This window comes from Pseudomonas sp. SWRI179, from assembly GCF_014268705.1.
Taxonomy (GTDB): Bacteria; Pseudomonadota; Gammaproteobacteria; order Pseudomonadales; family Pseudomonadaceae; genus Aquipseudomonas; species Aquipseudomonas zanjanensis.
In genome coordinates this window covers 15147-39134 of the sequence record NZ_JABWRA010000046.1, presented here as the reverse complement: position 1 = coordinate 39134, position 23988 = coordinate 15147, and the positions used below count along the sequence as shown (strand labels likewise).

The following is a 23988-nucleotide window of genomic DNA, read 5'->3' as shown; positions in this document are numbered from 1 at the left end:
CAAGCTTTGCTCCCACAGCCCAGCGGGAGCAAGCTCCCTCGCCACAAAAAGCGGCCCCGCCTCGGGACATTCGCCGCACATGAAAAGCCCCGCATCAGCGGGGCTTTGTCATTGGCAACGGCCTTACTTCTTCAGCCCCAGCTTTTTAAGCTCTTCATCACGCAACTCGCGCCGCAGGATCTTGCCCACGTTGGTGGTAGGCAAGGCATCGCGGAATTCCACGGCCTTGGGCACCTTGTAGCCGGTGACGTTGGCGCGCATGTGCTCCATCACCTGTTCCTTGGTCAACGTGACACCCGGCCGTGCGACGATGAAGATCTTGATCGCCTCGCCAGACTTCTCGTCCGGGATGCCGATGGCCGCGCATTGCAGCACGCCCGGCAGGGTTGCCAGCACATCTTCCAGCTCGTTGGGGTACACGTTGAAACCGGAGATCAGGATCATGTCTTTCTTGCGATCGACGATGCGCATGTAGCCATCCGGCTGGATCAGCGCGATGTCACCGGTCTTGAGCCAGCCTTCGCTGTCGAGGATCTCATCGGTGGCTTCCTGGCGCTGCCAATAGCCTTTCATGACCTGCGGGCCTTTCACGCACAACTCGCCGATTTCGCCCAACGGCTGTTCGACGCCCGCATCATTGATCACCTTGCACAGCGTCGACGGCACAGGAATGCCGATGGTACCGACCTGGATGTGCTGGATCGGGTTGACCGTGGCCACCGGGCTGGTTTCGGTCATGCCGTAACCTTCACAGATCGGGCAACCAGTGACCGCTTTCCAGCGCTCGGCTGCCGCGAGTTGCAGGGCCATGCCACCGGACAGGGTGACTTTCAGGGCCGAGAAGTCCAGCTTGCGGAAGGCTTCGTTGTTGCACAGGGCCACGAACAGCGTATTGAGGCCGACGAAACCGCTGAACTTCCATTTCGACAGTTCCTTGACCATCGCCGAGAGGTCACGCGGGTTGCTGATCAGGATGTTGTGGTTGCCGATCAGCATCATCGCCATGCAATGAAAGGTGAAAGCATAAATGTGGTACAGCGGCAGTGGCGTGATCAGTACCTCACAACCTTCATTGAGGTTGGAGCCCATCAGCGCCTTGCACTGCAGCATGTTGGCCACCAGGTTGCGGTGGCTGAGCATCGCGCCCTTGGCCACGCCGGTGGTGCCACCGGTGTATTGCAGCACGGCCACATCGTCGCTGGAGGGGTTGGCTTCGTTCACGGGCTGGCCGTGGCCTTTGCTCAACACGTCGTTGAACTTCACGGCCTTGGGCAAGTGATAGGCCGGGACCATTTTCTTGACGTACTTGATCACGCTGTTGATCAACAGGCGCTTGAGTGGCGGTAGCAGGTCGGCGACTTCGGTGACGATGACGTGCTTGACGCCCGTCTTCGGCACCACGGTCTCGGCCAGGTGCGCCATGTTTGCCAGGCACACCAACGCCTTGGCGCCGGAGTCATTGAACTGGTGCTCCATTTCCCGCGCGGTGTACAACGGGTTGGTGTTGACCACGATCAGCCCGGCGCGGATCGCACCGAACACGGCCACCGGGTACTGGAGAACGTTGGGCAACTGCACGGCGATTCGATCGCCCGGCTGTAAATCGGTATGCTGTTGCAGGTACGCGGCAAACGCCCCGGACAACTCGTAGAGCTCACCGTAGGTGATCGTCTTGCCGAGGTTGCTGAATGCCGGCTTGTTGGCAAAGCGTTGGCAGGACTGCTTCAACACCGCCTGAATATTCGGATACTCGTCTGGATTGATGTCGGCAGCAATCCCAGCTGGGTACTTATCCTTCCAAAAGTCTTCGATCATGGAAGCCCACTCCTCAGCAACGCGAATTCTCACCGCATTTGATGCGATTATTATTGGTGTGTTTATTGGTGAATCTGGCTTGAATCAAGGCCGAGAAGTCACAAAAGCGCGCCGAGAGTAGCAGCTTTGCCGAGGGTCGCCTAGAGCCAAAAACAACCCACACAGTCATAAACATGACTCATGAATAGTCAATGGTCATTTTTAGAGTAAAAATTCAAACTCCAGCACAATTACTACAAAATACACAAACCTGTGGGAGCGAGCCTGCTCGCGAAGGCGGCATATCAGTAACAAAGATGTTGGCTGATATGCCGCCTTCGCGAGCAGGCTCGCTCCCACAAGAACACCATGAGGCAGGCGCCTCAGGCGATATCCCGCAACTCCCGCCGCAGGATCTTGCCCACCGGCGTCATCGGCAATGAGTCCCGCAAGACGATGTGCTTGGGAATCTTGTAGCCGGTGAAGTTCTCCTTGCAGTAGGCCTTGAGTTCTTCAAGGCTGACCCCGGTTTCCCGCGCCACCACGAACAACTTCACCGCCTCTCCCGAACGCTCGTCCGGCACGCCGATCACCGCACAGTTGGCGACCTTGGGGTGGGCCATCACGACGTCTTCGATTTCGTTGGGGTACACGTTGAAACCCGAGACGATGATCATGTCCTTCTTGCGGTCAACGATGCGCACGAAGCCGTCCGGGTCGATCACCGCGATGTCGCCGGACTTGAACCAGCCCTCGCTGTCCAGCACTTCGGCCGTGGCCTCGGGCTTGTTCCAGTAGCCTTTCATGATCTGCGGCCCCTTGATGCACAGCTCGCCACGCTCGCCCAGGGGTTGCTCGACGCCCTCGTCATCGATCACTTTCATCAGCGTGCCCGGCACCGGCATCCCCACCGTGCCCAGGCGGGACTTGCCGCCATAAGGATTGGCACTGGCCACCGGCGAGGTCTCGGTCAGGCCATACCCCTCGGTAATGCCGCAACCGGTAATCTGCTGCCAGCGCTCGGCGGTGGCCTTGATCAACGCGGTGCCGCCGGAGTTGGTGACCTTGAGGTGGGAAAAATCCAGGGTCTTGAAATCCGGATGGTCCATCAGCGCCACGAACAGCGTGTTGAGCCCCAGCAATAACGAGAAACGCCAGTTCTTCAGCTCCTTGATGAAGCCACCGATGTCCCGCGGATTGGTGATCAGCACGTTGTGGTTACCGGTCACCATCATGCACATGCAGTTCGCCGTGAACGCATAGATATGGTACAGCGGCAATGGCGCGATCATGACCTCCTGGCCTTCGCGCAGCAGCGGCTGGCCGTCATCGCCGAGCTGTCCCAGGCACGCCCGGGCCTGTTGCATGTTGGCCACCAGGTTGCCGTGGGTCAGCATCGCCCCCTTTGCCAACCCGGTGGTGCCGCCGGTGTATTGCAGCACGGCAATGTCATCGAGGCTGACCTTCAACGGCTTGATGCCCTGGCCGCGTCCCAGGCGCAAGGCGCTCTTGAAGGAAATGGCCTGGGGCAGCGAATAGTCCGGGACCATTTTCTTGACCTTGCTCACCACCGTGTTGACCAGCCAGCCCTTGGCGGTGGGCATCAGGTCACCCATCTTCGCTTCGATCAGGTATTGCAGGTCCGTGTCGGGCAACACCTCCTGGACTTTCTGCCCGAACATGTTCAGGTAAACCAGCGCCCGGGCACCGGAGTCCTTGAACTGATGACGCATTTCCCGCGGGGTGTACAACGGGTTGGTGTTGACCACGATCAGCCCGGCGCGCAACGCACCGAACACGGCGATCGGGTACTGCAGGATGTTAGGCATCTGCACCGCGATACGATCGCCCGGCGCCAGGTCGGTATGGGCTTGCAGGTAACCGGCGAAGGCTGCGCTGTGGCGCTCGAGCTCGGCGTACGTGAGGGTCACCCCCATGTTGCTGAACGCCGGGCGGTCGGCGAATTTCTTGCAGGAACGCTCGAACACCTCGACCACCGACTTGTAGGCCCCGAGGTCGACATCCAGGGGCACGCCGGCCGGGCGTTTGTCATTCCAGAAATCAGGCTGCATTGTTTTTGTCCTCTTTACCTGAGCATATCCGGGCCGCGTCTGTATCGCTTGCAGAGGCGGAGCTCCTGGGACACTAGCAGCTATGGCGAATCAGGCAAATATGGCAACCTGCGTCATAGATTGTGTGAATCTTCCTCCCATGGATCAGCCTGATCAGGCGAGACGCAGCGGATGCGCTATACAATGCAGCGACGCTGCGTCTGACTTTGTGCAAAGGAACCGCCATGATCCACCAAACGTTCTGGCTGACCGCGACCGACCACAGCCGCCTGTTCGTCAACCAGTGGCTGCCTGAAACCGCCCCGCTGGCGGTGGTCATGCTGGCCCATGGCATGGCCGAACACAGCGGCCGCTACGCCCGCCTGGCCCAGGCGCTGTGCGACGAAGGTTACGGAGTCTACGCGCTGGACCTGCGCGGCCATGGCAAGACCGGCGAAGAAGCGATCCTCGGTCACTTTGCCGACGAGGACGGCTGGGCGAAGGTCGTGGGCGACCTGGCCAGCCTCAACCATCACATCGGCCAGCAACATCCGGATACGCCTATTCTGCTACTGGGCCACAGCATGGGCAGCTACCTGGCCCAGGGTTACCTGCTGCATCACAGCGCCAGCCTGCACGGGGCGATTCTCAGCGGCTCGAACTTTCAACCGGTGGTGCTCTATCGCAGCGCTCGCCTGATCGCCCGCTTCGAACGCCGACGCCAGGGTGCGGCGGGGCGCAGCGCCCTGATCGAGTGGCTGTCGTTCGGCAGTTTCAACAAGAAATTCAAACCGACGCGTACTCCCTTCGACTGGCTCAGCCGTGACCCGGTCGAAGTCGATAAATACATCCACGACCCTTTGTGCGGTTTCCGTTGCACCAATCAGCTTTGGATCGACCTGCTCGGCGGCTTGCAGCAAATCAGCAAAGCGTCCAATCTCGCCCAGATCGATCCGGGCCTGCCCCTGCTGGTGATCGGCGGTGAATGTGATCCGGTGAGCGAAGGCAAGCGTCTGAAGGATCTGGCCGACGCCCTGCGCGACGCGGGCAGCCAACACCTGCGATTGACGATTTACCCGCAGGCCCGGCACGAATTGTTCAATGACACCAACCGCGATGAAGTGACCGCCGACGTGCTGGCCTGGATCGCCCAGGCCTTGGACCACAAGCGGCCGCCACGCAGCGAGTAGGTTTGCGACGTTTTTCTTTACCCCACAGGATCTGAAACAGATGACCCAGGTTACCAACACCCCTTACGAAGCCCTCGAAATCGGCCAGACCGCCAGCTACAGCAAGACCGTCGAGGAACGCGACATCCAGCTGTTCGCGGCGATGTCGGGCGATCACAACCCGGTGCACCTGGACGCCGAATTCGCCGCGGCGAGCATGTTCAAGGAGCGCATCGCCCATGGCATGTTCAGCGGTGCGCTGATCAGCGCGGCGGTGGCGTGTGAGTTGCCTGGGCCGGGCACCATCTACATCGGCCAGCAGATGAGTTTCCAGAAACCAGTGAAAATTGGCGACACCCTGACCGTGCGCCTGGAAATCCTGGAAAAACTGCCGAAGTTCCGCGTGCGTATCGCCACCCGCGTATTCAACCAGCGCGACGAGCTGGTGGTGGACGGCGAGGCCGAGATCCTCGCCCCGCGCAAGCAGCAGACCGTGACGTTGCCGACGTTGCCGGCGATTACTGTCGGTTGATGCACCCTGTGGATTGAATGAACTGTGGCGAGGGAGCTTGCTCCCGCTCGGCGGCGAAGCCGTCGTAAAAAAAGCGTCCGCGTTTGATCAGATCTAACGTGGGCGCCTTTTTTGGGGACGCTTCGCGCCCCAGCGGGAGCAAGCTCCCTCGCCACAGGGAACGCAGCGCGGCGGTTATTGCGGGTCTTCCCGCACCTGCACGCTCGCCGTCATCCCGGCGCTCAGGTTCACGCCCTCAGGCACCTTGTCCAGCTTGATCCGCACCGGGATCCGCTGGGCCAGGCGCACCCAGTTGAAGGTCGGCTCGACCTCCGCCAGCAACTGCGCATCGGGGTTGGTGTTGCGGTCGGTAATGCCACGACTGATGCTTTCGACATGCCCCTCCAGCGCATGGCCGGCACTCATCAGCCAGACCTTGACCGGATCGCCCACACGAATCCTGGGCAACTTGGTCTCTTCGAAATAGGCCTGAACATAAAACGTCGAGTCGTCGATCAGCGCCATGACCGGCTGCCCGGCATTCACGTAGTTGCCTTCGGCCAGGCGCAGGTTGGTGATGTGGCCGCTGCGGGGGGCCAGGACCTGGCTGCGGGCCAGGTTGAGTTCGGCCACCTTGGCCTCGGCCTGGGCTTCGCGCAATTCGCCCCGGGCGATGCCGGCGTTGATCTGGGCGTTTTCCCGCAGTTCGGCACTGATGGCCTGGGGGCCCAAAGCGGCGCGGCGACTGGCTTCGTGTTCACGCAGACTCAACTGCTGCTGGCGTGTCTGGACCACGGCCCGGGCCTTCTCCAGCGCCGCTTCGAAACGCTCGCGATCAATGCTCAACAGCAGGTCGCCAGCCTTGACCTGCTGGTTATCCACCGCCTTGAGCTCGCGCACCCACCCCGACACATCGGGGGCAATCACCACCACGTCGGCGCGGATCCGCGCATCGCGGGTCCAGGGTGTGAGCATGTAGTACTGCCACAGGTGAAAGCCGGCGAAGATCGCCACGGCCACCATGCACAGCGTGACGGCAACACGTACGGATGTACGCATGTTCAACTCCTATAGCGGCCCGAGGACCACGGTAATAACAGTCAGGACACAGACATACAGGGCGCAGTCGAACAAGGCTTCATGCCAGATCCAGCGCCCGGCCGGCACCAGGCTGAGCAACAGGCGCAACGCACCCGTCACCAGCAAGGCCAGCACCACATAAATCAGGAACGGGCTGAGCAACACCCCACCCATCGACCACTCACGCAAGCCCATGGCTGTGCTCCCGTCGTTCAGGTTCGTGCTGGCGGCACCAGGCGCGCCAGCTGTTTTGCAATTGCACCACCGCGCCTTGGGCCAGCTTCAGTGCGTCACCGGGCGGCTGGGCAGACAGCACGTTCAGGAACTCGGCGCTCGCCGGGGCCAGCGCATCGGCCTGGTCACCGGCCGGGCCGCGTTCGAGTACCTGCTCCAGCGCTTCGAAATAACGGCGCTGCGCCCGGGTATCGGGCACTTGGGCGACGGCCAGGCTCAGGCGCAAATGCAGCAACTCATCGCCAATGTCCAAGCCAAGCAAACCATCATCCCAACGGCTGCGCGCCTGCACCGGCAATTCAGGGTAATGCCGCGCCAGCTGCAACAGCCGGTCGGCCATGCGCCCACCGAACCAGCTCTCGGCGCCACGCAGGCTGCGATGGGTCAGGCGCACCAGATCGTGGAGAGTCGCCGCCAGCAGGCGGCGGCTGTGCCAGGCCGGATTGCGCAAAATCAGCAGATTGAAAGCCAGCACCGCCGCGCCCACGCCGATCATCATCGCTTGGGCGTTGTTGAAGAACGCCGCGACGTCGTATTTCATCGCATTGAGCGGCGAAATCAGCACCACGAAATGCAGGCAGAACGACGTCGCCGTGGCGAAGATCTGCGGCTTGGCCATGCCCAATGCGCCGAAAAACAACGGCACGCCCATGGCCATGCACAGCATTGCGAAACTGCTCCATTGCGGCAGTATGAGCTCGCCGATCACGAACGCCGTGGGCACGGCCAACAGGATACCTCGCAGAAAACTCATGCCGATCTGCGCGCCGTTTTCGCGACTGGCGAACAGGCTGCACACCACGCACGTCAGCAGCATCGCACCCGATGCGGCGGGCCAGGCGGTCGCCAGCCAGAAACAGGCAACGACCAGGAACGCCAGGGCGCTGCGAGCGCCGAAGACCATGGCCAGGGACAAGTCGCGATGGGGCGCCAGGGTGCGGGGTGGATCCGCCGCTTCCCTACCCTCCTGCACTGCCGTCAAGGCGGCGCAGGCGGCCAGGGCGGTATCGAGCAACAAGGCGAAGCGGGCCAGGCAGTAACTTTGCGCCGCGCTGAACTGCGGGTCGTGGGACGCATCCCATACCCGGGGACGCAAGGCTTGGAGGGTCGCACTGTCGGCGTCGAGGGCTAGCTGTACCTCGTTCATCCATGGCTGGAGCGCCACGGTTTCCTCGGGATCGAGCTGTTTCCACTGCCGCCGCACCGAGCGTGAAAGGCGCAACAGCATCAGCAACTTCTGGCTCAAGCCGCTGATGGCCCGGGCGCGCTGCCGGCCACGGCTGCCTTCGAACCAGGCATGTTCACGCTGGGCATCCACCGCGACAATCCTGCCCAGGATTTCCAGCAACCCTTTACGGGCCTGGGCATCGCCGGCCAGGGTCGCACGGGCGGCCTGCATGCCGCTTTGCCACGCCGCCAGCGCCTGACCGGCCAATTGCCGCTCGACCCGCAACGGCCAGAGCAAGGCGCTGGCCGCCGTGGCGCAGACGATGCCCAGGCTGATCTCGGTGCAGCGCGCCACCGCCTGATCGAACACGCCCAGCGGATGGGAAAGGGCCGGCAAGGCAATGATCGCCACCGTGTAACCGGCCAACACGAATGAGTACGACCAGGCACTGCGCAGCAGCGTCGAGCAGGCCGTGCACAGGCCCAACCAGAGTGCCAACGCCAGCAGGAATAACCACGGTGCCTGGGCGAACAGGCCCATGAACACCACCGACATGACGGTGCCCACCAATGTGCCGAGCAATCGCGCCAAGCCCTTCTGCACCACCATCCCGGACAAGGGCTGGGCGACGATGAACGCGGTCATCAGCGCCCACGACGGCTGCTCCAGCCCCAAGCGCAAGGCCAGCCACAACGCCAACCCACCGCCGAGCACGGTCTTGATGGCGAACTGTAAGGCGAGGCGGTCGGGGGCGAACAAGGCCTGGATAGTAATGGGCACGCGGAAAACTCTTTGGGGGACGCCAGTAACAATAGATGCAATGCGAGGGGATGGGCGATGCAATTATTAGCTAGCTATCTATTGGAGTCCAGAGCTGATTGTGGATGGATTGAACAACACACTTTTCCTGTTTGATGCTGAATGAGTTGAAATGCCATCGACCTGACTCCCCTCGCCACAACAGCGTTCACCTTCAACCTGAGTCGTCACACACAAAAAAACGCCAGCATGCTGGCGTTTTTTTGTGTGTGACGGGTTGTTTAGCTCGCGCGCGCCTGGTTACGCAGCGCCTTGACCTGGTCATGGTTGCGTTGCACACCGTGGTACTGACGCTCCACAAGGTCACGGATGCCCACCAAGTTGTGTTTGTTGATCTTCTCGATGGCTTCCTTGTACGCCTTCAGCGCGTGGTCTTCGCCGCGCTCGGCTTCGTTCAACACGGCTTCTTCATCCTTGCCGGTGAACATGGATTTTACATCTACCCAACGGCGGTGCAGGTCACCGGCCACGCTGGTGGAAGTTTCCGGATCGCCGCCCAAGGAACGAACCGCTGCTTGCAGCTCAGCCGCGGCGGTTGCGCAATCTGCGGCGCGCTTGACAAACAGAGCCTTGAGTTCGGGGTGCTTGATGTCCTCAGCGCAGGTCTTGAAGCCTTCCTGGCCATCCTTGCTGGTCTCGATCAGGTCGTTCAAGACAGAGATGGATTCTTTGTTGATGTCAGTCATTTTTCAGTTCCTTTGCTGGTGAATAAAAACCTGCAAGGGATATTGCATTGGCCATGCCAGCCCTCAATCAAAGTTAATTTTCTTTAAAATCAAAAAGTTAACTAACACGCAAAAATCTGTATCCGCGCGATTTGCATGATCTGTCATTTGGCCTGCATGCAGAATGCCTGTATTTTCGAGGCAGGTTTGAATCAAGACAATTGCCATGAACCCGGAAAAGCTCGAATTGCTCGTCACGCGCCAAATGCCCTTCGGAAAATACAAGGGCCGAATCCTCGCCGACCTGCCGGGTCAATACCTGAACTGGTTCGCTCGCGAGGGTTTCCCCAAGGGAGAGCTGGGCGGTTTGCTGGCCTTGATGCAGGAAATCGACCACAACGGCTTGGCCGACCTGCTGGATCCATTGCGCGCCAAACATGGCCTGCCCAAACCTCGCCATTGACTGACTGAGACCGCCATGCCCGAGAACACGCTGCGCGCCCACGATGAAGTTTTCTGGCGAACCTTCGTCGACCGCTACGACATCGACCCCGCCGGGCCGCTCAATCTGGAAAACGGCTACTTCGGGCGCATGTCCCGCACCGTGGTGGAGGAGTACCAGCGCAACATCGAATTCATCAACCGTGGCAATTCGGTGTACGTGCGCCAGCATTTCGACCTGGAACACAGCGAAGCCATTCGGCGGCAGGTGGCCCGGCTGATCCACGCTTCCCCCCAGAGCGTGGCCTTGGCTGGCAGCGCCGTGGATGCCCTGCAAACGTTGATTCGCAACTACAACGGCCTCAAGCCGGGCGATCAGGTGCTGATCTGCGATGTGGAGTACGCCTCGGTCAAAAGCGCCATGCGCTGGCTGGCCCGCCAGCGTGGCGTGGAAGTGATCGAAATTGTCCACCAGCACCCCGCCAGCTTCGAAAGCCTGGTGGGCACTTATCGCGAAGCGTTCATTCGCTACCCGCGCCTCAAGTTGATGGCGCTGACCTACGTCAACCACCTCACCGGCTTGGTGATGCCGGTCCAGGCCATTGCCGAGAGCGCCCGGGAATTTGCCGTCGATATCATCCTCGACGGTGCCCATGCCCTGGGCCAGATCGATTTCGACCTGAAGAAGCTCGGGATCGAATTCGCCGGATTCAACCTGCAGAAGTGGATCGGCGGCCCGCTCTCCCAAGGCTTCCTGTACATCGCCCCACAGCGGTTGGCCGACATCGATCCGGACATGGACGAAGACAGCTATCCCACCACCGACGTCCGCTCCCGCACGCCCCACAGCACGCCGAACATCCCCGCCTTGCTCACCCTGCCCCTGGTCTTCGAAGAACATCGGGCCCTGGGGGGTGCCTTGGCCAAGGGCGCGCGCCTCTGTTACCTGCGTGACTTGTGGGTGGACGCCGTGCGCGATGTACCGGGCATCGAAGTCATGACCCCGGATGACCGGCGCCTCTATTGCGGCATCACGGCGATGCGCTTCAGCGCCCACACCGATCAACAGGCGATGGCTGATCGATTGCTCAATGAACATGGGATCTTCACGGTGGTGCGCCAGACCAGCACCGGGCCGTGCATCCGCATTACTCCGGGGTTGATTACCTTGGCGAGTGATATCGAGCGGTTGACCCAGGCACTGATCCATCTGAGCCGCACCTAGATCCCTTGCCACAGGAAATCTTTGCCGGCATGAAAACCCGGGCAAAAAAAAAACGGTGCGCCGACCAAGCGCACCGTAAACCGTAGAACACCCAACGAGGTTCGGTAAAAAATCAGTCCAGCAGGGCCAAGGCCTCGGCGGTGCATTCCTGAATGCGGGCCCAGTCGCCGTTCTTGATCCACTCCGGATCGAGCATCCAGCTACCGCCCACGCACATCACGTTTTTCAACGCCATGTAGCTCTTGATGTTGGCCGGGCTCACGCCGCCGGTCGGGCAGAATTTCACTTCGCCGAACGGACCGCCCAAGGCCTTGATGGCCGCGACGCCGCCGCTGACTTCGGCCGGGAACAGTTTGAAGCGACGATAGCCCAGGCCGTAGCCTTCCATGATGCCCGAGGCGTTGCTGATGCCGGGCAGCAAGGGGATTGGGCTGTAGACGCTGGCTTCGAGCAGATCACGGGTAATGCCCGGGGTGACGATGAACTGCGAACCGGCAGCCTCGGCGGCAGCCAGCATGTGGCGGTCGAGCACCGTGCCGGCGCCGGTCACCAGTTCCGGACGCTGCTCGCGCAGCACCTGGATGGCCTTGAGGCCGTATTGGGAACGCAGCGTCACTTCCAGCGCCGTCAGGCCGCCGGCGGCCAGGGCATCGGCCAGCGGCAGGATGTCCTGTTCACGGGCGATGGTGATCACCGGCAGGATCCGCGCCTTGGCGCAGAGGCTGTCGATCAGGGCAACTTTGTCCGCCATGGAAACGGTCGGGGATGGGTTTGTCATAGCGGCTGATCCTTGGTTCATGGGCACCAGTAAATCTCTAACGTAGGTTGCAGAAACGCGCGGATCGGCATTTCGGCGACGTCGTCACCCGCCACCGCAGCGTTCAATGTGGTCAACTTCGATTGGCCGGAAATCGACAGCACTTTGTGTTGCGCCGAAGCCAGCAAGGCGCGGCTCATGGTCAGGCGCTGGTGCGGCACGGTCGGCGCCAGCATCGGCCAGCAGCGGCGTGCGCCATTGATGTCCAGGGCCTGGGCCAGGTTCGGACTGTCGGGGAACAGCGAGGCGGTATGCCCGTCATCGCCCATGCCCAGTACCAACACGTCGATAGGCGGCAGCTCGGCCAGCAAACGGTCCGCCTGTTCGGCCGCCGCTTCCAGGTTGGCGCTGGCGCTGTAGAGGCTCAGGAACTGGGCCTTGGCCGCCGCGCCTTGCAACAGGTAACGCTTGAGCAGGCCGGCGTTGCTGTCGGCGTGCTCAACCGGTACCCAGCGCTCGTCGGCCAGGCTGACCACCACTTTGGACCAGTCCAGCGCCTGCTTGGCCAGGTGTTGGAAAAACGCCACCGGGCTGCGGCCACCGGAGACCACCAGGGTCGCCGCACCGCGCGCGTCGATTGCGTTGCGCAACTGCTCGGCCACCTTCAGCGCCAGGCCTTCGGCCAGCAGCACCGGATTCTTGAATGCATGGGCGCTGACGCCCTGCGGCAGTTTCACATCAGATATCGCCATACCACGACCTCCCATCCCGCGTGATCAGTGCAATGGAGCTCATCGGCCCCCACGACCCGGCCGCATACGGCTTGGGCGCATCGCCGGACTTCTTCCACCCGGCGATCAACTGGTCACACCACGTCCACGCGGCTTCAATTTCATCTTTACGGACAAACAGGTTCTGATTGCCGTTCATGACTTCCAGCAACAACCGCTCGTAGGCATCGGGGATACGTGCGCTGCGATAGGTGTCGGAGAAGTTGAGTTGCAGCGGACCACTGCGCAATTGCATGCCCTTGTCCAGGCCCTGCTCCTTGGTCATCACCCGCAAGGAAATCCCTTCGTCCGGTTGCAGGCGGATGATCAGCTTGTTGCTGATCTGCAAGCGCTGCTCGGGGGCGAAGATGTAGTGGGACGGTTCCTTGAAGTGAATGACGATCTGCGACAGCTTCTGCGGCATGCGCTTGCCGGTACGCAGGTAAAACGGCACCCCAGCCCAACGCCAGTTGCGGATGTCGGCGCGCAGGGCGACGAACGTCTCGGTGTCGCTCTGGGTGTTGGAATTGGGTTCTTCGAGGTAGCCAGGCACCGCCTTGCCTTCGCTGTGGCCGGCGATGTACTGGCCGCGCACCACCTGGGTGGTCAGGCCTTCCGGGCTGATCGGGGCCAAGGCCTTGAGCACCTTGACCTTCTCGTCGCGGATGCTGTCGGCGGACAAGTCGGCCGGAGGATCCATGGCGATCAGGCACAACAGCTGGAGCAGGTGGTTCTGGATCATGTCCCGCAGTTGGCCGGCCTTGTCGAAATAACCCCAGCGGCCCTCGATACCGACCTTCTCGGCCACGGTGATTTCCACGTGGGAGATGTAGTTCTGGTTCCACTGGGTCTCGAACAGGCTGTTGGCGAACCGCAACGCGATCAGGTTCTGGACCGTTTCCTTGCCCAGGTAATGGTCGATGCGATAGGTACGGTTTTCCGGGAAGAACTGCGCCACGGCGTCGTTGACCTTGCGCGACGACTCAAGGTCCGAGCCGATCGGTTTTTCCAGGACGACGCGGGTATTTTCGCTCAAGCCGACCTTCGCCAGGTTCTCGCAGATCGCCCCATACACCGCCGCCGGGGTGGCGAAATAGGCAATGACCTGCTGGGCCGAACCGGCCGCTTCGGCCAGGGCAACGTAATCGTCGGCCTTGAGGAAATCCACGTGCAGATAGGTCAAACGTGCCAGGAAGCGCTCGAGCACGGCTTCGTCCACGTCTTTTTCCCCCACGTAGCGACGCAGCTCGGCGGCAATGAATGCCAGGTGCTGCTGCTCGCCGCCGGGTTCACGGGCCAGCGCTATGATCCGCGTGTCCTCGTGCAACAGTTGAGCGCCATCGAGTTGATACAGGGCAGGAAAGAGCTTGCGCAGGGCCAGATCGCCCAACGCGCCGAACAAGGCAAAGGTGCACGGTTCAACCGTAATCGAAGGCATGATGTTTGTTCTTTTATCAAGTTAAACTACAAATACCTTTTTTCAAGGTATCACTCAAGGAAAAATGTAGTAATAACCACAACATTTTTCGAAAATACCGATTCCGAGTGGTGGTCCGCCGGAGCCATCAGTAGGATAGGCCACCGCAAAGGGTCGTATCAAAGACCCGTCTTCCTAGGAATCTTGTATGGACCGCGTGCGAAATCTACTGGAACAGATCCAGAGTCGCCTTGAAGACCTGAACAAGGCCGAACGCAAGGTGGCCGAGATCATCCTGCTCAACCCGCAGCAGGCCACCCGCTTCAGCATCGCCGCCCTCGCCCAGGCGGCTTCGGTCAGCGAACCGACCGTCAACCGCTTCTGCCGCTCGTTCGGCGTCAGCGGCTACCCGGAACTCAAGCTGCAATTGGCCCAGAGCCTGGCCAGCGGCGCCGCTTATGTAAGCCGCGCAGTGGAAGCCGACGACAACCCTGAAGCCTATACCCGCAAGATCTTTGGCAGCGCCATTGCCTCATTGGACAGCGCCTGCCAGGCCCTTGATCCCAATTTGATCAGCCGCGCCGTGGACCTGTTGATCCAGGCCCGGCAGATCCACTTCTTCGGCCTCGGCGCCTCCGCCCCGGTGGCCCTGGATGCCCAGCACAAGTTTTTTCGCTTCAACCTGGCGGTGACCGCCCACGCCGACGTGCTGATGCAGCGCATGATCGCGTCGGTGGCCCATACCGGCGAACTGTTCGTGATCATTTCCTACACCGGCCGCACCCGCGAGCTGGTGGAAGTGGCACGCATCGCCCGGGAAAACGGCGCGTCGGTGCTGGGCCTGACCGCCGAAGGTTCGCCGCTGGCCAAGGCCAGCACCCTGAGCCTGAACATTCCCCTGCCCGAAGACACTGACATCTATATGCCGATGACCTCGCGGATCATCCAGCTCACCGTGCTGGACGTGCTCGCCACCGGCATGACCCTGCGCCGGGGCGTGGACTTCCAGCCGCACCTGCGCAAGATCAAGGAAAGCCTGAATGCCAGCCGGTATCCGGTGGGGGATGAGTTCAACTGATTCGGTCCAGAATCTCTAGCGTCTGGTAGTCCGTCTTCGCGAGCAGGCTCGCTCCCACAGGGGTTTTGTGAACACCAAAGATCCAATGTGGGAGCGAGCCTGCTCGCGAAGGGGCCAGCCGCCACACCAGAGATCCTGGCCTAAGCCCCCACCCACGCCTGCAAACTCAAGTGCGCCCGCTCCCCCGGCGCCAGGCACAGGCTGTCGGTGCCGCCACTGGCCGCTTCGACACAGACAAACTCGTTGACCTCATCCCAACTCACCCCCAACAGCGGCCGGGTGCCGGGATGCCAGACCACGGTGTCGGCGCTGTCACCGGTGTCGATGCACAATTCGCGCTGCCAGGCGTGGTCCTTGAGCTGCAATTCGCCTTCATGCTGGAACACTCGCTGACAGCCGCCCTCGACCCGTAACTCGCCTTCCTGCTGGCAAGCTTCGCGGCTCAACTGGTCGTAACCCTGGGCGCCTTCGAGCCCAGACAGCGCTACCTCGCCGACATCGCCAATACGCCAGTAAGCGTGCAAAGCCTGGCTCAACTGGCACGGCAGGCTGTCCTGGTGCTCGGTGCTCAAGCGCAGCTCCATGCGTTCACCCAAGTCTGCATGCAGGTCCACTTGCCAGTCGCACAGTTGCAGCTGCCAGTGCAAATGCACGCCCTCTTCATCACTGCGGCTGTCCAGCAGTTTCCAATCGATCAACCGCGCCCAACCGTGGGACGGCCAGGCGTTTTCGCTGGGATGACGTCCATACCACGGCCAGCACACCGGCACCCCGCCGCGTATCGCCCCGACTTGCGGCCACTTGGCCGCGCACCACAACCAGGGCTTCTGGCCGCGCGGCTGGAAGTGCAGCAACTGCGCGCCCTGGCGACTGAACACCGCCTGGCACAACGGGTGATCGATCACTAGCACATCGCGCTGCCGATAGCGCTCCCACGCGAATACCGGGCGCTCGCGCAAGGATCTGAAAAAGCGTTGTAGCGGATGCTCATGCATGGGCCGCGGTCCTGGAAATCATTGAATAGCTCATCTGTTTGCAACGCTTGCTTTTGTGGCGAGGGAGCTTGCTCCCGCTCGGCTGCGAAGCAGTCGCAAACGAGGTAAATACGGTCTGGCGGACACACCGCAGTGAATGGCTTTGGGGTCGCTTCGCAACCCAGCGGGAGCAAGCTCCCTCGCCACAGGTTCAGTGTCAGCCACCTCCGCAAAAAAAAGCGGACAGCCTTGGCCGTCCGCAAATATGCGCACATAGAGAGGAGCTTATCGCAACAGCGTTAGAACACCGACTGAATTTTCAGGCCGGCCACCAGCGCGTTGTCGACTTCATCCACACCACCTGGGTGAGTGATGTATTGCAGGTTCGGACGCACGGTCAGCCAGTTGGTGACGTGGAAACCGTAGTTGATCTCGTAGTTGTACTCAGTGCTACGCAGTGGCGCGAACAGCGGATCGTCGTAGTCGGTGACGCCATTGGCGGCGTTGACCAGTTCGGAGTTTTTCTTCACGTCTTCGTTGACATGGATACGCGAGAAGCCGATGCCGACATCGTCTTTTGGACGAGCATCGAACGGCCCCTTGTACACGAACATCAACGACTGGTAGTTGTCGACGACGTTGGTTTCCTTGTCGTGGAAAGTGGCGTTGGCGGCGATGTTCAGGCCGCGCGAAGCATCACCGTTGTGGCTGGTGAGCTGTTGCTGCACGACGAGCCAGTAGCCGTCCTTGCTGCTGTGGCTGCGATAGGCGTTGCCGGTGGTCGCGGCGTCGTTGCCATCCTCGTCTTCACGGACGTCATCGGCCTTGGCTGTACTTTTGTAGTAACCAACACGGTATTCACCCGGCAGGTTATTGATCTTCGGCGACCAGACCAACTCGACCGGTATCAGGGTACCCTTGGTACCGCTGCCGCTGAGTTTGTAGCGGTTGTTGTTTTCCAGCTGCGAAGGGTTCTGGTTGTAGGCGCCGATTTGCGCATAGAGCTCAGGCGTGAGGTTGTATTTGACGCGAATCGCCGCCTGCATGATCGGCCAGTTGTACCAGATGCCGGTCGCCCAGTTACCCGCTTGTGAACCGCAGAACGCCAGGTTCTGGAATTCGCACGGGAAGGTGTTGAAGTCTTCGCCTTCACCGAAATAACCGGCTTTGACATCCAGTTTGCTGTCGAAGTATTTCTGCTTGATCCACAACTGGGTCAGACGCGTGGTTTGCCCACGGCCCCAGACTTCCTGGGAAGAACTGAGGGTACCGGCGCGTGGATCACCGATGCGGTCGTTGGAGATGTTGCGACCGTCACGTCGGGTGAACTGGATCTTGGCTTCCGTATCGCCCCAGCCTGCCAGTTTTTCCAGGTCGAGCGCGACGCCCAGGCCAAACTGCTGGGACCAGCGCGCGGTCTTGTCATCGTTGTAGCCGCCGTGGAGGTTGGCACCCATCTCACCGACGAAATCCGCCTTGATATCGATACCTTGCTCGATCAGCTTGGTCCGTTCACCGCCCCAGTCGCCCGTCATCCACTGCGAATCGGCGCTGAACGCGTCGGCTGCGTGTGCGCTACCGGCCAGCATCATCGCCGCAACGGCTGACAACTGGCAGATACGCTGGGCGTTTTTTTGCTTTTTCATCCCTACATCCTCGTCTTTATTTATTGTTATTAACTGTTTTTATCTAACGCGGTTTACAACGATTGCGGTGGATGTCCCCATCCACCGCATACTCCTTTCCAGTGGGAGAGAGCTTTTGTGGGATCTGAGCTTGCTCGCGATGAAAGCACCTCGGTCTTTCGAATGACCGCGTTATCGTTCATCGCGAGCAAGCTTTGCTCCCACAAGCGCCCTCCCACACTCGTTCTTCACCGACCTTTGAACTGCGCTACGTTGGCGCTTCGGGCATCGGTTTGCGGCTGGCCGGCCGCACCCAGGCGTTCGCCGGACTGGGCGTCGAACAGCAGCACTTTCGACGGATCGAATTGCAGCGTCAGGGTTTCCCCGGGCTGCGGTGCCACGTCCGGCGCCAGGCGGCAGCAGACCTTGGTGTCGTTGAGGTTGACGAATACCAGGGTGTCCGGCCCGGTAGGCTCGGTGACCTGGACTTCCGCGCGAATGGTCGGCAAACCATTGGGCTCGCTACCGGCCAACGCGATCTGTTCCGGACGCATGCCAAGAATCACTTCGCGGTCTTCCAGGCCGGCGTCCTGCATGCCCAACGGCAGCTCGCAACGGGCCTGGCCGCTGTCGAGCAGTGCCAGCAGGCGACCGTCCTTGCGTTGCAGGCGCAGCGGGATGAAGTTCATCGGCGGCGAACCGATGAAGCTCGCCACGAACAGGTTGGCCGGGTTGGTGTAGATGTCTTTCGGCGTGCCGAACTGCTGGATGATCCCGTCCTTCATCACCGCAACTTTGTCGCCCAGGGTCATGGCTTCGATCTGGTCGTGGGTGACGTAGACCGTGGTGGTCTTCAGGCGCTGGTGCATCAGCTTCATTTCGGTGCGCATCTCGACCCGCAGCTTGGCGTCGAGGTTGGACAGCGGTTCATCGAACAGGTAGATCTTCGGCCGCCGCGCCAGGGCCCGGCCCATGGCCACGCGCTGTTGCTGGCCGCCGGAAAGCTGGCCAGGCTTGCGATTGAGCAAGTGCTCGATCTGCAGCAGCTTGGCCACGCGGTTGACTTCTTCGTCGATGTCCGACTGTTTCATCTTGCGGATTTTCAGGCCGAACTCGATGTTCTCGCGCACGCTCATGGTCGGATACAACGCGTAGGACTGGAACACCATGGCGATGTCGCGATCCTTCGGGCTCATGCCGCTGACATCCTGGTCACCGATCATGATCGCGCCGCCGGTGATGCTCTCCAGGCCGGCGATGCAGTTCATCAGCGTTGACTTGCCGCAGCCCGAAGGGCCGACGAGGATCAGGAACTCACCGTCCTTGATCGACAACTCGATGTTCTTCAGGGTGTCCGGCAGGCCGGCACCATAGGTCTTGTTTACATTGCGAAGTTCAAGCGTTGCCATGATTACCCCTTGACTGCGCCGGCCGTCAGGCCGCGCACGAAATACTTGCCTGCCACCACATAGACCAGCAGGGTCGGCAGCCCGGCGATCATCGCCGCCGCCATGTCCACGTTGTATTCCTTGGCCCCGGTACTGGTGTTGACCAGGTTGTTCAGCGCCACGGTGATGGGTTGAGAATCACCGCTGGAGAACACCACGCCGAACAGGAAGTCGTTCCAGATCTGCGTGAACTGCCAGATCAGGCAAACCATGATGATCGGGGTCGACATTGGCAGGATGATCCGCCGGAAAATGGTGAAGAAACCCGCACCGTCCAGTCGCGCCGCCTTCACCAGCGCATCGGGAATGCTGACGTAGTAGTTGCGGAAGAACAGCGTGGTGAATGCCAGGCCGTAGACCACGTGCACGAACACCAAACCGGTGGTGGTGCTGGCCAGGCCCATCTTGCCAAGGGTGAACGAGGCCGGCAGCAGGACGGTCTGGAACGGCAGGAAGCAGCCGAACAGCAACAGGCCGAAGAACAGCTGCGAACCGCGGAAGCGCCACATCGACAACACGTAGCCATTCAAGGCACCGATGGCGGTGGAGATCAGCACCGCCGGGACGGTGATCTTGATCGAGTTCCAGAAGTAGCCGTCGACCGTGGCCCAGGCCTTGACCCAACCGATGCCGCTGACCACGGTCGGCCAGCTCAGCAGGTTGCCGGTGCTGATGTCTTCCGGCGTCTTGAAGCTGGTCAACAGCATGACCACCAACGGCACCAGGTAAAGCAGCACGGCGAGGATCAGCACCGCGTAGATCGCGATGCGACTCAGGCTGATGGAAGGTTTGGCAGCGAGACTAGTCATGACGCTTGGTCCTCAGCTCGGAGTACAGGTAAGGCACGATGATCGCGAGGATCGCACCGAGCATCAGGATTGCACTGGCCGAGCCCATGCCCATCTGGCCGCGACTGAAGGTGAACGAATACATGAACATGGCAGGCAGGTCGGAGGAATAACCCGGGCCACCGGCTGTCATCGCCGCCACCAGGTCGAAGCTCTTGATCGCGATGTGTGCCAGGATCATCACGGCGCTGAAGAACACCGGGCGCAGGCTCGGCAGCACCACTTTCCAATAGATGCGCGGCATGCTCGCGCCATCGATCTGTGCGGCACGGATGATCGACTGGTCGACGCCCCGCAGGCCGGCCAGGAACATCGCCATGATGAAACCCGAGGCCTGCCACACCGCCGCGATCACCAGGCAGTACACCACGCGGTCCGGGTCGATCAGCCAATCCAGGCGGAAGCCTTCCCAGCCCCAGTCACGCAACAATTTGTCCAGGCCCATGCCCGGGTTGAGCAGCCATTTCCAGGCCGTACCGGTGACGATCATCGACAGCGCCATCGGGTACAGGTAAATGGTGCGGATGAAACCTTCGCGACGAATGCGCTGGTCCAGGAACACGGCCAGCAGCACGCCGATCACCAGGGTGATGCCAATGAACAGGCCGCCGAACAGCGCCAGGTTCTTGCTCGCCACCCACCAGCGGTCGTTGTCCATCAGCCGCGCATACTGCGCCAAGCCTGCCCATTTGTAGTTCGGCAGGAACGTCGAAGTGGTGAACGACAGGACGAACGTCCACAAGATATAGCCATAGAAGCCCACCAGAACGATGAACATGCTCGGCGCCAGCACCAGTTTCGGGAGCCAGCGCTGCAATGCATCGAACGGCGAGGCCTTGCTGAACACAGCAACAGAACTCATGGGAAGATCCAGTACAAGGGAAAAAAGACTACAGAACATTCCCTGTGCGGGAGCGAGCTTGTGTGGGAGCTGAGCTTGCTCGCGATGAAGGCACCTCGGTCTTTCGAATGACCGCGTTACCGTTCATCGCGAGCAAGCTTTGCTCCCACAGGCCCGCTCCCACAAAGGGACCGCGGCGCTAATTACTTGGCTGACTGAACCGCTGCACCCAATTTCTTGGCTGCATCGGCCGGGTCGGCTTTCGGGTCGTTGATGTAGTTGGTCACCACATCGAAGAACGCACCCTGTACCGCCAGCGTGGTCGCCATGTTGTGCGCCATGCTCGGCTGCAGGCCGCCGGACTTGGCGTCCGTCAGGAAGTCCTTGGCCGCGGTCTGGGCGCAGGAATCGAAACCGTACTTGGCCATGTCGCCGAGCATGTCGTTACGCACCGGGATCGAGCCCTTGTTGATGCTGAAGACTTTCTGGAAGTTCTCACCCAGCACGACCTTGGCGATATCCTGCTGGCCCGCCGCAGTGCCTGCGTCCTTCTGCTTGAACACCGCCAGGGAGTCGATGTTGTAGGTGAAGGCCTTGTCGGTGCCCGGGAAGGCCACGCACTCATAGTCCTTGCCGGCGACTTTCTTCGCGGCGGTCCACTCGCTCTTGGCCCAGTCACCCATGATCTGCATGCCGGCCTTGCCGTTGATGACCTTGGCCGCTTCGAGGTTCCAGTCCTGGCCCTTGCCGTCGGCGTCCATGTAGGTCGCGACTTTCTTCAGCTCGGTCAGCGCCTTGACCATTTCCGGACCGGTCAGGGCCTTGTTGTCCAGGTCGACGAGGGCCTTCTTGTAGCCATCGGCCCCCATGACCGAGAGCACCACGGCTTCGAACACGGTGCTGTCCTGCCAAGGTTGACCGCCGTGGGCGAGCGCAATGAAACCCGCGGCCTTGAGCTTGTCGCCAGCCGCATAGAATTCTTCAAGGGTGGTCGGGTTCTTGGTGATGCCGGCTTTCTTAAAGACTTCCGGGTTGATCCACAGCCAGTTGACGCGGTGAATGTTCACCGGCACGGCGACGTAGTCACCTTCGTACTTCACGGTATCGGAGACTTTCTTGTCGAGCAGGCTGTCCCACTTCTCGGCCTTGGCGACGTCCTCGAGGATGTCGGTGTCGAGCAGCCCGGTGGACGCCCACTCCTGGATGTCCGGGCCCTTGATCTGGGCGACACCCGGTGGGTTGCCGGCCACGGCACGGCTCTTGAGTACGGTCATGGCAGTGGAACCACCACCGCCGGCGACAGCGCCGTCCTTCCAGGTAAAGCCGTCTTTTTCTACCTGGGCCTTGAGCACATCGACCGCGGCTTTTTCGCCACCCGACGTCCACCAGTGGACGACTTCCACGGAACCTTTGGATTCGGCGGCAAGGGTAGTGACGGGAAATGCTGCGACGGGAAGCAGGGAAGCAAGAGAAATGACAGTAGCGAGGCGAGAAATCGCATTCATCTAGAATTACCTTTCTTGTTGTTATGCATGCAAGTCTGGAGCTTGCGCTGCATGGATTCTAATCAGAGGGAATCCCTTCGCAGGTAACGAAGGGACGTGCAAATGTCACGACATGGTTACACAGGCGCAGGGCTGGATAACCGCGCCAGGGCTGACGCCATGCTCGGTGCCAGGGGCAGGCGCGGAATCAGGACCGCCTGCCAGGCGTGATACAGGTCCGGCTTGCCCGGCCAGATGTCGGCGCTGGGACGGTTTTGCGGATCGAGTTCGTGATGCCAGCTGCCGTTGCAGCGATCGATGAAATGTTTGTCACAGAACTCCCAGAAACGCCGATACCAGGCTTCGTATTTCGCCTCGTCGGTGCGCTTGAGCAAGGCGCTGGCCGCCGCCGCCGCTTCGGCGTGGACCCAATGCAGACGGTGGCGAACCACGGCGCGGTTGTCCCAGTCCAGGGTGTAGACAATGCCCGGCGCACCATCGACGTCCCAGCCGTGGCGGCAGTTTTGGTCGAAGAGTTTTTGCGCGTCCTGGGCCAGCCAACCCGGGGTCAGCATGCCAATCTGCACCCGCGCCGCTTCAAGGTGCAGCAACAACCGCGCCCATTCGAAACCGTGGCCGGGCGTGGTGCCGTAGGGGCGAAAACCATCGGCGGGATTGTCCTGGTTGTAGTCGCGCAGTGGCTGCCAATGGCGGTCGAAATGCTCCACCACCAAGTAGTCGTTGGCGGCGGCATGGTCATGGATCACCCGCTCGACGATGCGCAGGGCGCGGGCCAGCCAACGCGGATCGTCGGTGGCATCGGCCAGGGCGAGAAAGGCTTCGGTGGCGTGCATGTTGCTGTTGGCACCGCGATAGGCCTCTTCCTCGCGCCAGTCGCGGTTGAAGGATTCGCGCATGGCGCCCTCCTCCTCACACCAGAAATGCGCGTCGATGATCCGCACCGCTTCGTCCAGCAATGCAGGGGCGCCGGGACGCTGGGCCACCACCGCGGAACTGGCCGCCAGGGCGACGAAGGCATGCAGGTAGGCGGCTTTGCCGGTGCTGTCCGCATCGGGTTGCGACGTGGCGAACCAGCCACCGTGCTCGGCATCGCGCAAGGGGCCATTGAGGGCCTGGATACCGTGGTCCACCAGCTCGGCGAAACCCGGCAAGCCCTGGATATGGGCCATGGCGAAGCTGTGGGTCATGCGCGCGGTGTTCATGGTTTCGGCCCGGGCATCGGCCGGAAGGCGCCCAAGCTCATCCAGGTTGCCAAAGCCGTCCGGCAGCTTCGAGGCCTTGGCGAACGCCAGCAGCCGCACGCCTTCATCGGCGAGCCAACGCTGGTGGACAGGGGCATTCAGCCAACTGCTGAAGGCCGGTTGGAAGGTGTCCATCGGAGTACCTTTTTTGTTGTTTTGACGCAGGGAGTCTAAACAAGGGAGGGTGGGTGGCAGGTAACGAAAGGGGCGAGTTATGTCACCGACTTGTGACACTCCCCTGCGGCATGCGTCGAGGCTACTGACGTATTCGCGAGCAAGCCCGCTCCCACAGGGGATCTGTGTCGAACACAATATCTGTGTCCAATG

General features: G+C 61.1%; 21 protein-coding genes. 5 read left to right on the top strand and 16 right to left on the bottom strand.

Annotation, left to right across the window (positions count from 1 at the left end; translation table 11 throughout):
* Window positions 1-123: 123 nt before the first annotated feature.
* Together fadD1 and fadD2 are read right to left on the bottom strand one after the other, a co-directional pair.
* Entirely contained in the window at window positions 124-1815 is a 1692-nt protein-coding gene (fadD1, locus tag HU767_RS22510) for a long-chain-fatty-acid--CoA ligase FadD1 (RefSeq protein ID WP_186709199.1), read from the bottom strand.
* A 362-nt stretch (window positions 1816-2177) separates the two neighbouring features.
* Window positions 2178-3866, bottom strand: coding sequence for a long-chain-fatty-acid--CoA ligase FadD2 (gene fadD2, locus HU767_RS22505; RefSeq protein WP_186730493.1), 1689 nt, complete (start codon window positions 3864-3866; stop codon window positions 2178-2180).
* 224 nt (window positions 3867-4090) lie between these two features.
* Here fadD2 and HU767_RS22500 point away from each other — a divergent pair, with 224 nt between their 5' ends.
* Both HU767_RS22500 and HU767_RS22495 read left to right on the top strand, forming a co-directional pair.
* Window positions 4091-5035, top strand: a complete 945-nt coding sequence (locus HU767_RS22500) for an alpha/beta hydrolase (protein ID WP_186730492.1) — start codon at window positions 4091-4093, stop codon at window positions 5033-5035.
* Window positions 5036-5075: 40 nt separating this feature from the next.
* Complete coding sequence (locus tag HU767_RS22495) at window positions 5076-5546, top strand: MaoC family dehydratase (RefSeq protein WP_014336929.1); 471 nt, start codon at window positions 5076-5078, stop codon at window positions 5544-5546.
* 174 nt (window positions 5547-5720) lie between these two features.
* Here HU767_RS22495 and HU767_RS22490 read toward each other — a convergent pair whose 3' ends face one another.
* The 4 genes from HU767_RS22490 to HU767_RS22475 all read right to left on the bottom strand — a co-directional run bounded on the left by HU767_RS22490 (window position 5721) and on the right by HU767_RS22475 (window position 9512).
* On the bottom strand, window positions 5721-6584 hold the full coding sequence (locus tag HU767_RS22490; protein ID WP_186730491.1) for an HlyD family secretion protein: 864 nt from the start codon (window positions 6582-6584) through the stop codon (window positions 5721-5723).
* 9 nt (window positions 6585-6593) lie between these two features.
* Window positions 6594-6800: a DUF1656 domain-containing protein gene (locus tag HU767_RS22485; protein ID WP_053119123.1), complete on the bottom strand. Its 207-nt coding sequence runs from the start codon at window positions 6798-6800 to the stop codon at window positions 6594-6596.
* Entirely contained in the window at window positions 6787-8787 is a 2001-nt protein-coding gene (locus tag HU767_RS22480) for an FUSC family protein (RefSeq protein ID WP_186730490.1), read from the bottom strand. The genes HU767_RS22485 and HU767_RS22480 overlap by 14 nt, the downstream gene beginning before the upstream one ends.
* 260 nt (window positions 8788-9047) lie before the next feature.
* Window positions 9048-9512 carry a PA2169 family four-helix-bundle protein gene (locus HU767_RS22475; RefSeq protein ID WP_186709209.1) on the bottom strand — a complete coding sequence of 155 codons (465 nt, stop codon included), beginning with the start codon at window positions 9510-9512 and terminating at the stop codon, window positions 9048-9050.
* 205 nt (window positions 9513-9717) lie between these two features.
* Here HU767_RS22475 and HU767_RS22470 point away from each other — a divergent pair, with 205 nt between their 5' ends.
* Together HU767_RS22470 and HU767_RS22465 are read left to right on the top strand one after the other, a co-directional pair.
* Window positions 9718-9954: a DUF3820 family protein gene (locus tag HU767_RS22470; protein ID WP_186709211.1), complete on the top strand. Its 237-nt coding sequence runs from the start codon at window positions 9718-9720 to the stop codon at window positions 9952-9954.
* Window positions 9955-9969: 15 nt separating this feature from the next.
* Window positions 9970-11157 (top strand): aminotransferase class V-fold PLP-dependent enzyme, encoded by a 1188-nt coding sequence (locus HU767_RS22465; RefSeq protein WP_186730489.1) that lies wholly within the window; start codon window positions 9970-9972, stop codon window positions 11155-11157.
* 112 nt (window positions 11158-11269) lie between these two features.
* Here the strand turns inward: HU767_RS22465 and HU767_RS22460 are convergent, their stop codons facing one another.
* Genes HU767_RS22460 through zwf form a run of 3 tightly spaced genes read right to left on the bottom strand, consistent with a single transcriptional unit; the run spans window position 11270 to window position 14122 of the window.
* On the bottom strand, window positions 11270-11935 hold the full coding sequence (locus HU767_RS22460; RefSeq protein ID WP_053119112.1) for a bifunctional 4-hydroxy-2-oxoglutarate aldolase/2-dehydro-3-deoxy-phosphogluconate aldolase: 666 nt from the start codon (window positions 11933-11935) through the stop codon (window positions 11270-11272).
* Between the two features lie 17 nt (window positions 11936-11952).
* The gene (gene pgl, locus HU767_RS22455) at window positions 11953-12666 is read right to left on the bottom strand and encodes a 6-phosphogluconolactonase (RefSeq protein ID WP_186709215.1); all 714 of its coding nucleotides are present in this window, start codon (window positions 12664-12666) and stop codon (window positions 11953-11955) included.
* The gene (gene zwf, locus HU767_RS22450; protein ID WP_186709220.1) at window positions 12653-14122 is read right to left on the bottom strand and encodes a glucose-6-phosphate dehydrogenase; all 1470 of its coding nucleotides are present in this window, start codon (window positions 14120-14122) and stop codon (window positions 12653-12655) included. The genes pgl and zwf overlap by 14 nt, the downstream gene beginning before the upstream one ends.
* 196 nt (window positions 14123-14318) lie before the next feature.
* Here zwf and HU767_RS22445 point away from each other — a divergent pair, with 196 nt between their 5' ends.
* On the top strand, window positions 14319-15179 hold the full coding sequence (locus HU767_RS22445; protein ID WP_170842276.1) for a MurR/RpiR family transcriptional regulator: 861 nt from the start codon (window positions 14319-14321) through the stop codon (window positions 15177-15179).
* Between the two features lie 140 nt (window positions 15180-15319).
* Here HU767_RS22445 and HU767_RS22440 read toward each other — a convergent pair whose 3' ends face one another.
* The 7 genes from HU767_RS22440 to HU767_RS22410 all read right to left on the bottom strand — a co-directional run bounded on the left by HU767_RS22440 (window position 15320) and on the right by HU767_RS22410 (window position 23796).
* The gene (locus HU767_RS22440; protein WP_186709221.1) at window positions 15320-16174 is read right to left on the bottom strand and encodes a D-hexose-6-phosphate mutarotase; all 855 of its coding nucleotides are present in this window, start codon (window positions 16172-16174) and stop codon (window positions 15320-15322) included.
* Between the two features lie 278 nt (window positions 16175-16452).
* Window positions 16453-17799 (bottom strand): carbohydrate porin, encoded by a 1347-nt coding sequence (locus tag HU767_RS22435; RefSeq protein WP_186709222.1) that lies wholly within the window; start codon window positions 17797-17799, stop codon window positions 16453-16455.
* A gap of 227 nt (window positions 17800-18026) precedes the next feature.
* Window positions 18027-19187, bottom strand: a complete 1161-nt coding sequence (gene ugpC / locus HU767_RS22430; RefSeq protein ID WP_186730488.1) for a sn-glycerol-3-phosphate ABC transporter ATP-binding protein UgpC — start codon at window positions 19185-19187, stop codon at window positions 18027-18029.
* A 2-nt stretch (window positions 19188-19189) separates the two neighbouring features.
* Entirely contained in the window at window positions 19190-20035 is an 846-nt protein-coding gene (locus HU767_RS22425; protein WP_003198539.1) for a carbohydrate ABC transporter permease, read from the bottom strand.
* Window positions 20028-20936: a sugar ABC transporter permease gene (locus HU767_RS22420; RefSeq protein WP_003198535.1), complete on the bottom strand. Its 909-nt coding sequence runs from the start codon at window positions 20934-20936 to the stop codon at window positions 20028-20030. Before HU767_RS22420 ends, HU767_RS22425 begins: the two co-directional genes overlap by 8 nt.
* 182 nt (window positions 20937-21118) lie before the next feature.
* Complete coding sequence (locus HU767_RS22415; protein WP_186730487.1) at window positions 21119-22420, bottom strand: ABC transporter substrate-binding protein; 1302 nt, start codon at window positions 22418-22420, stop codon at window positions 21119-21121.
* A gap of 116 nt (window positions 22421-22536) precedes the next feature.
* Window positions 22537-23796 (bottom strand): AGE family epimerase/isomerase, encoded by a 1260-nt coding sequence (locus HU767_RS22410; protein ID WP_186730486.1) that lies wholly within the window; start codon window positions 23794-23796, stop codon window positions 22537-22539.
* Window positions 23797-23988: the final 192 nt, after the last annotated feature.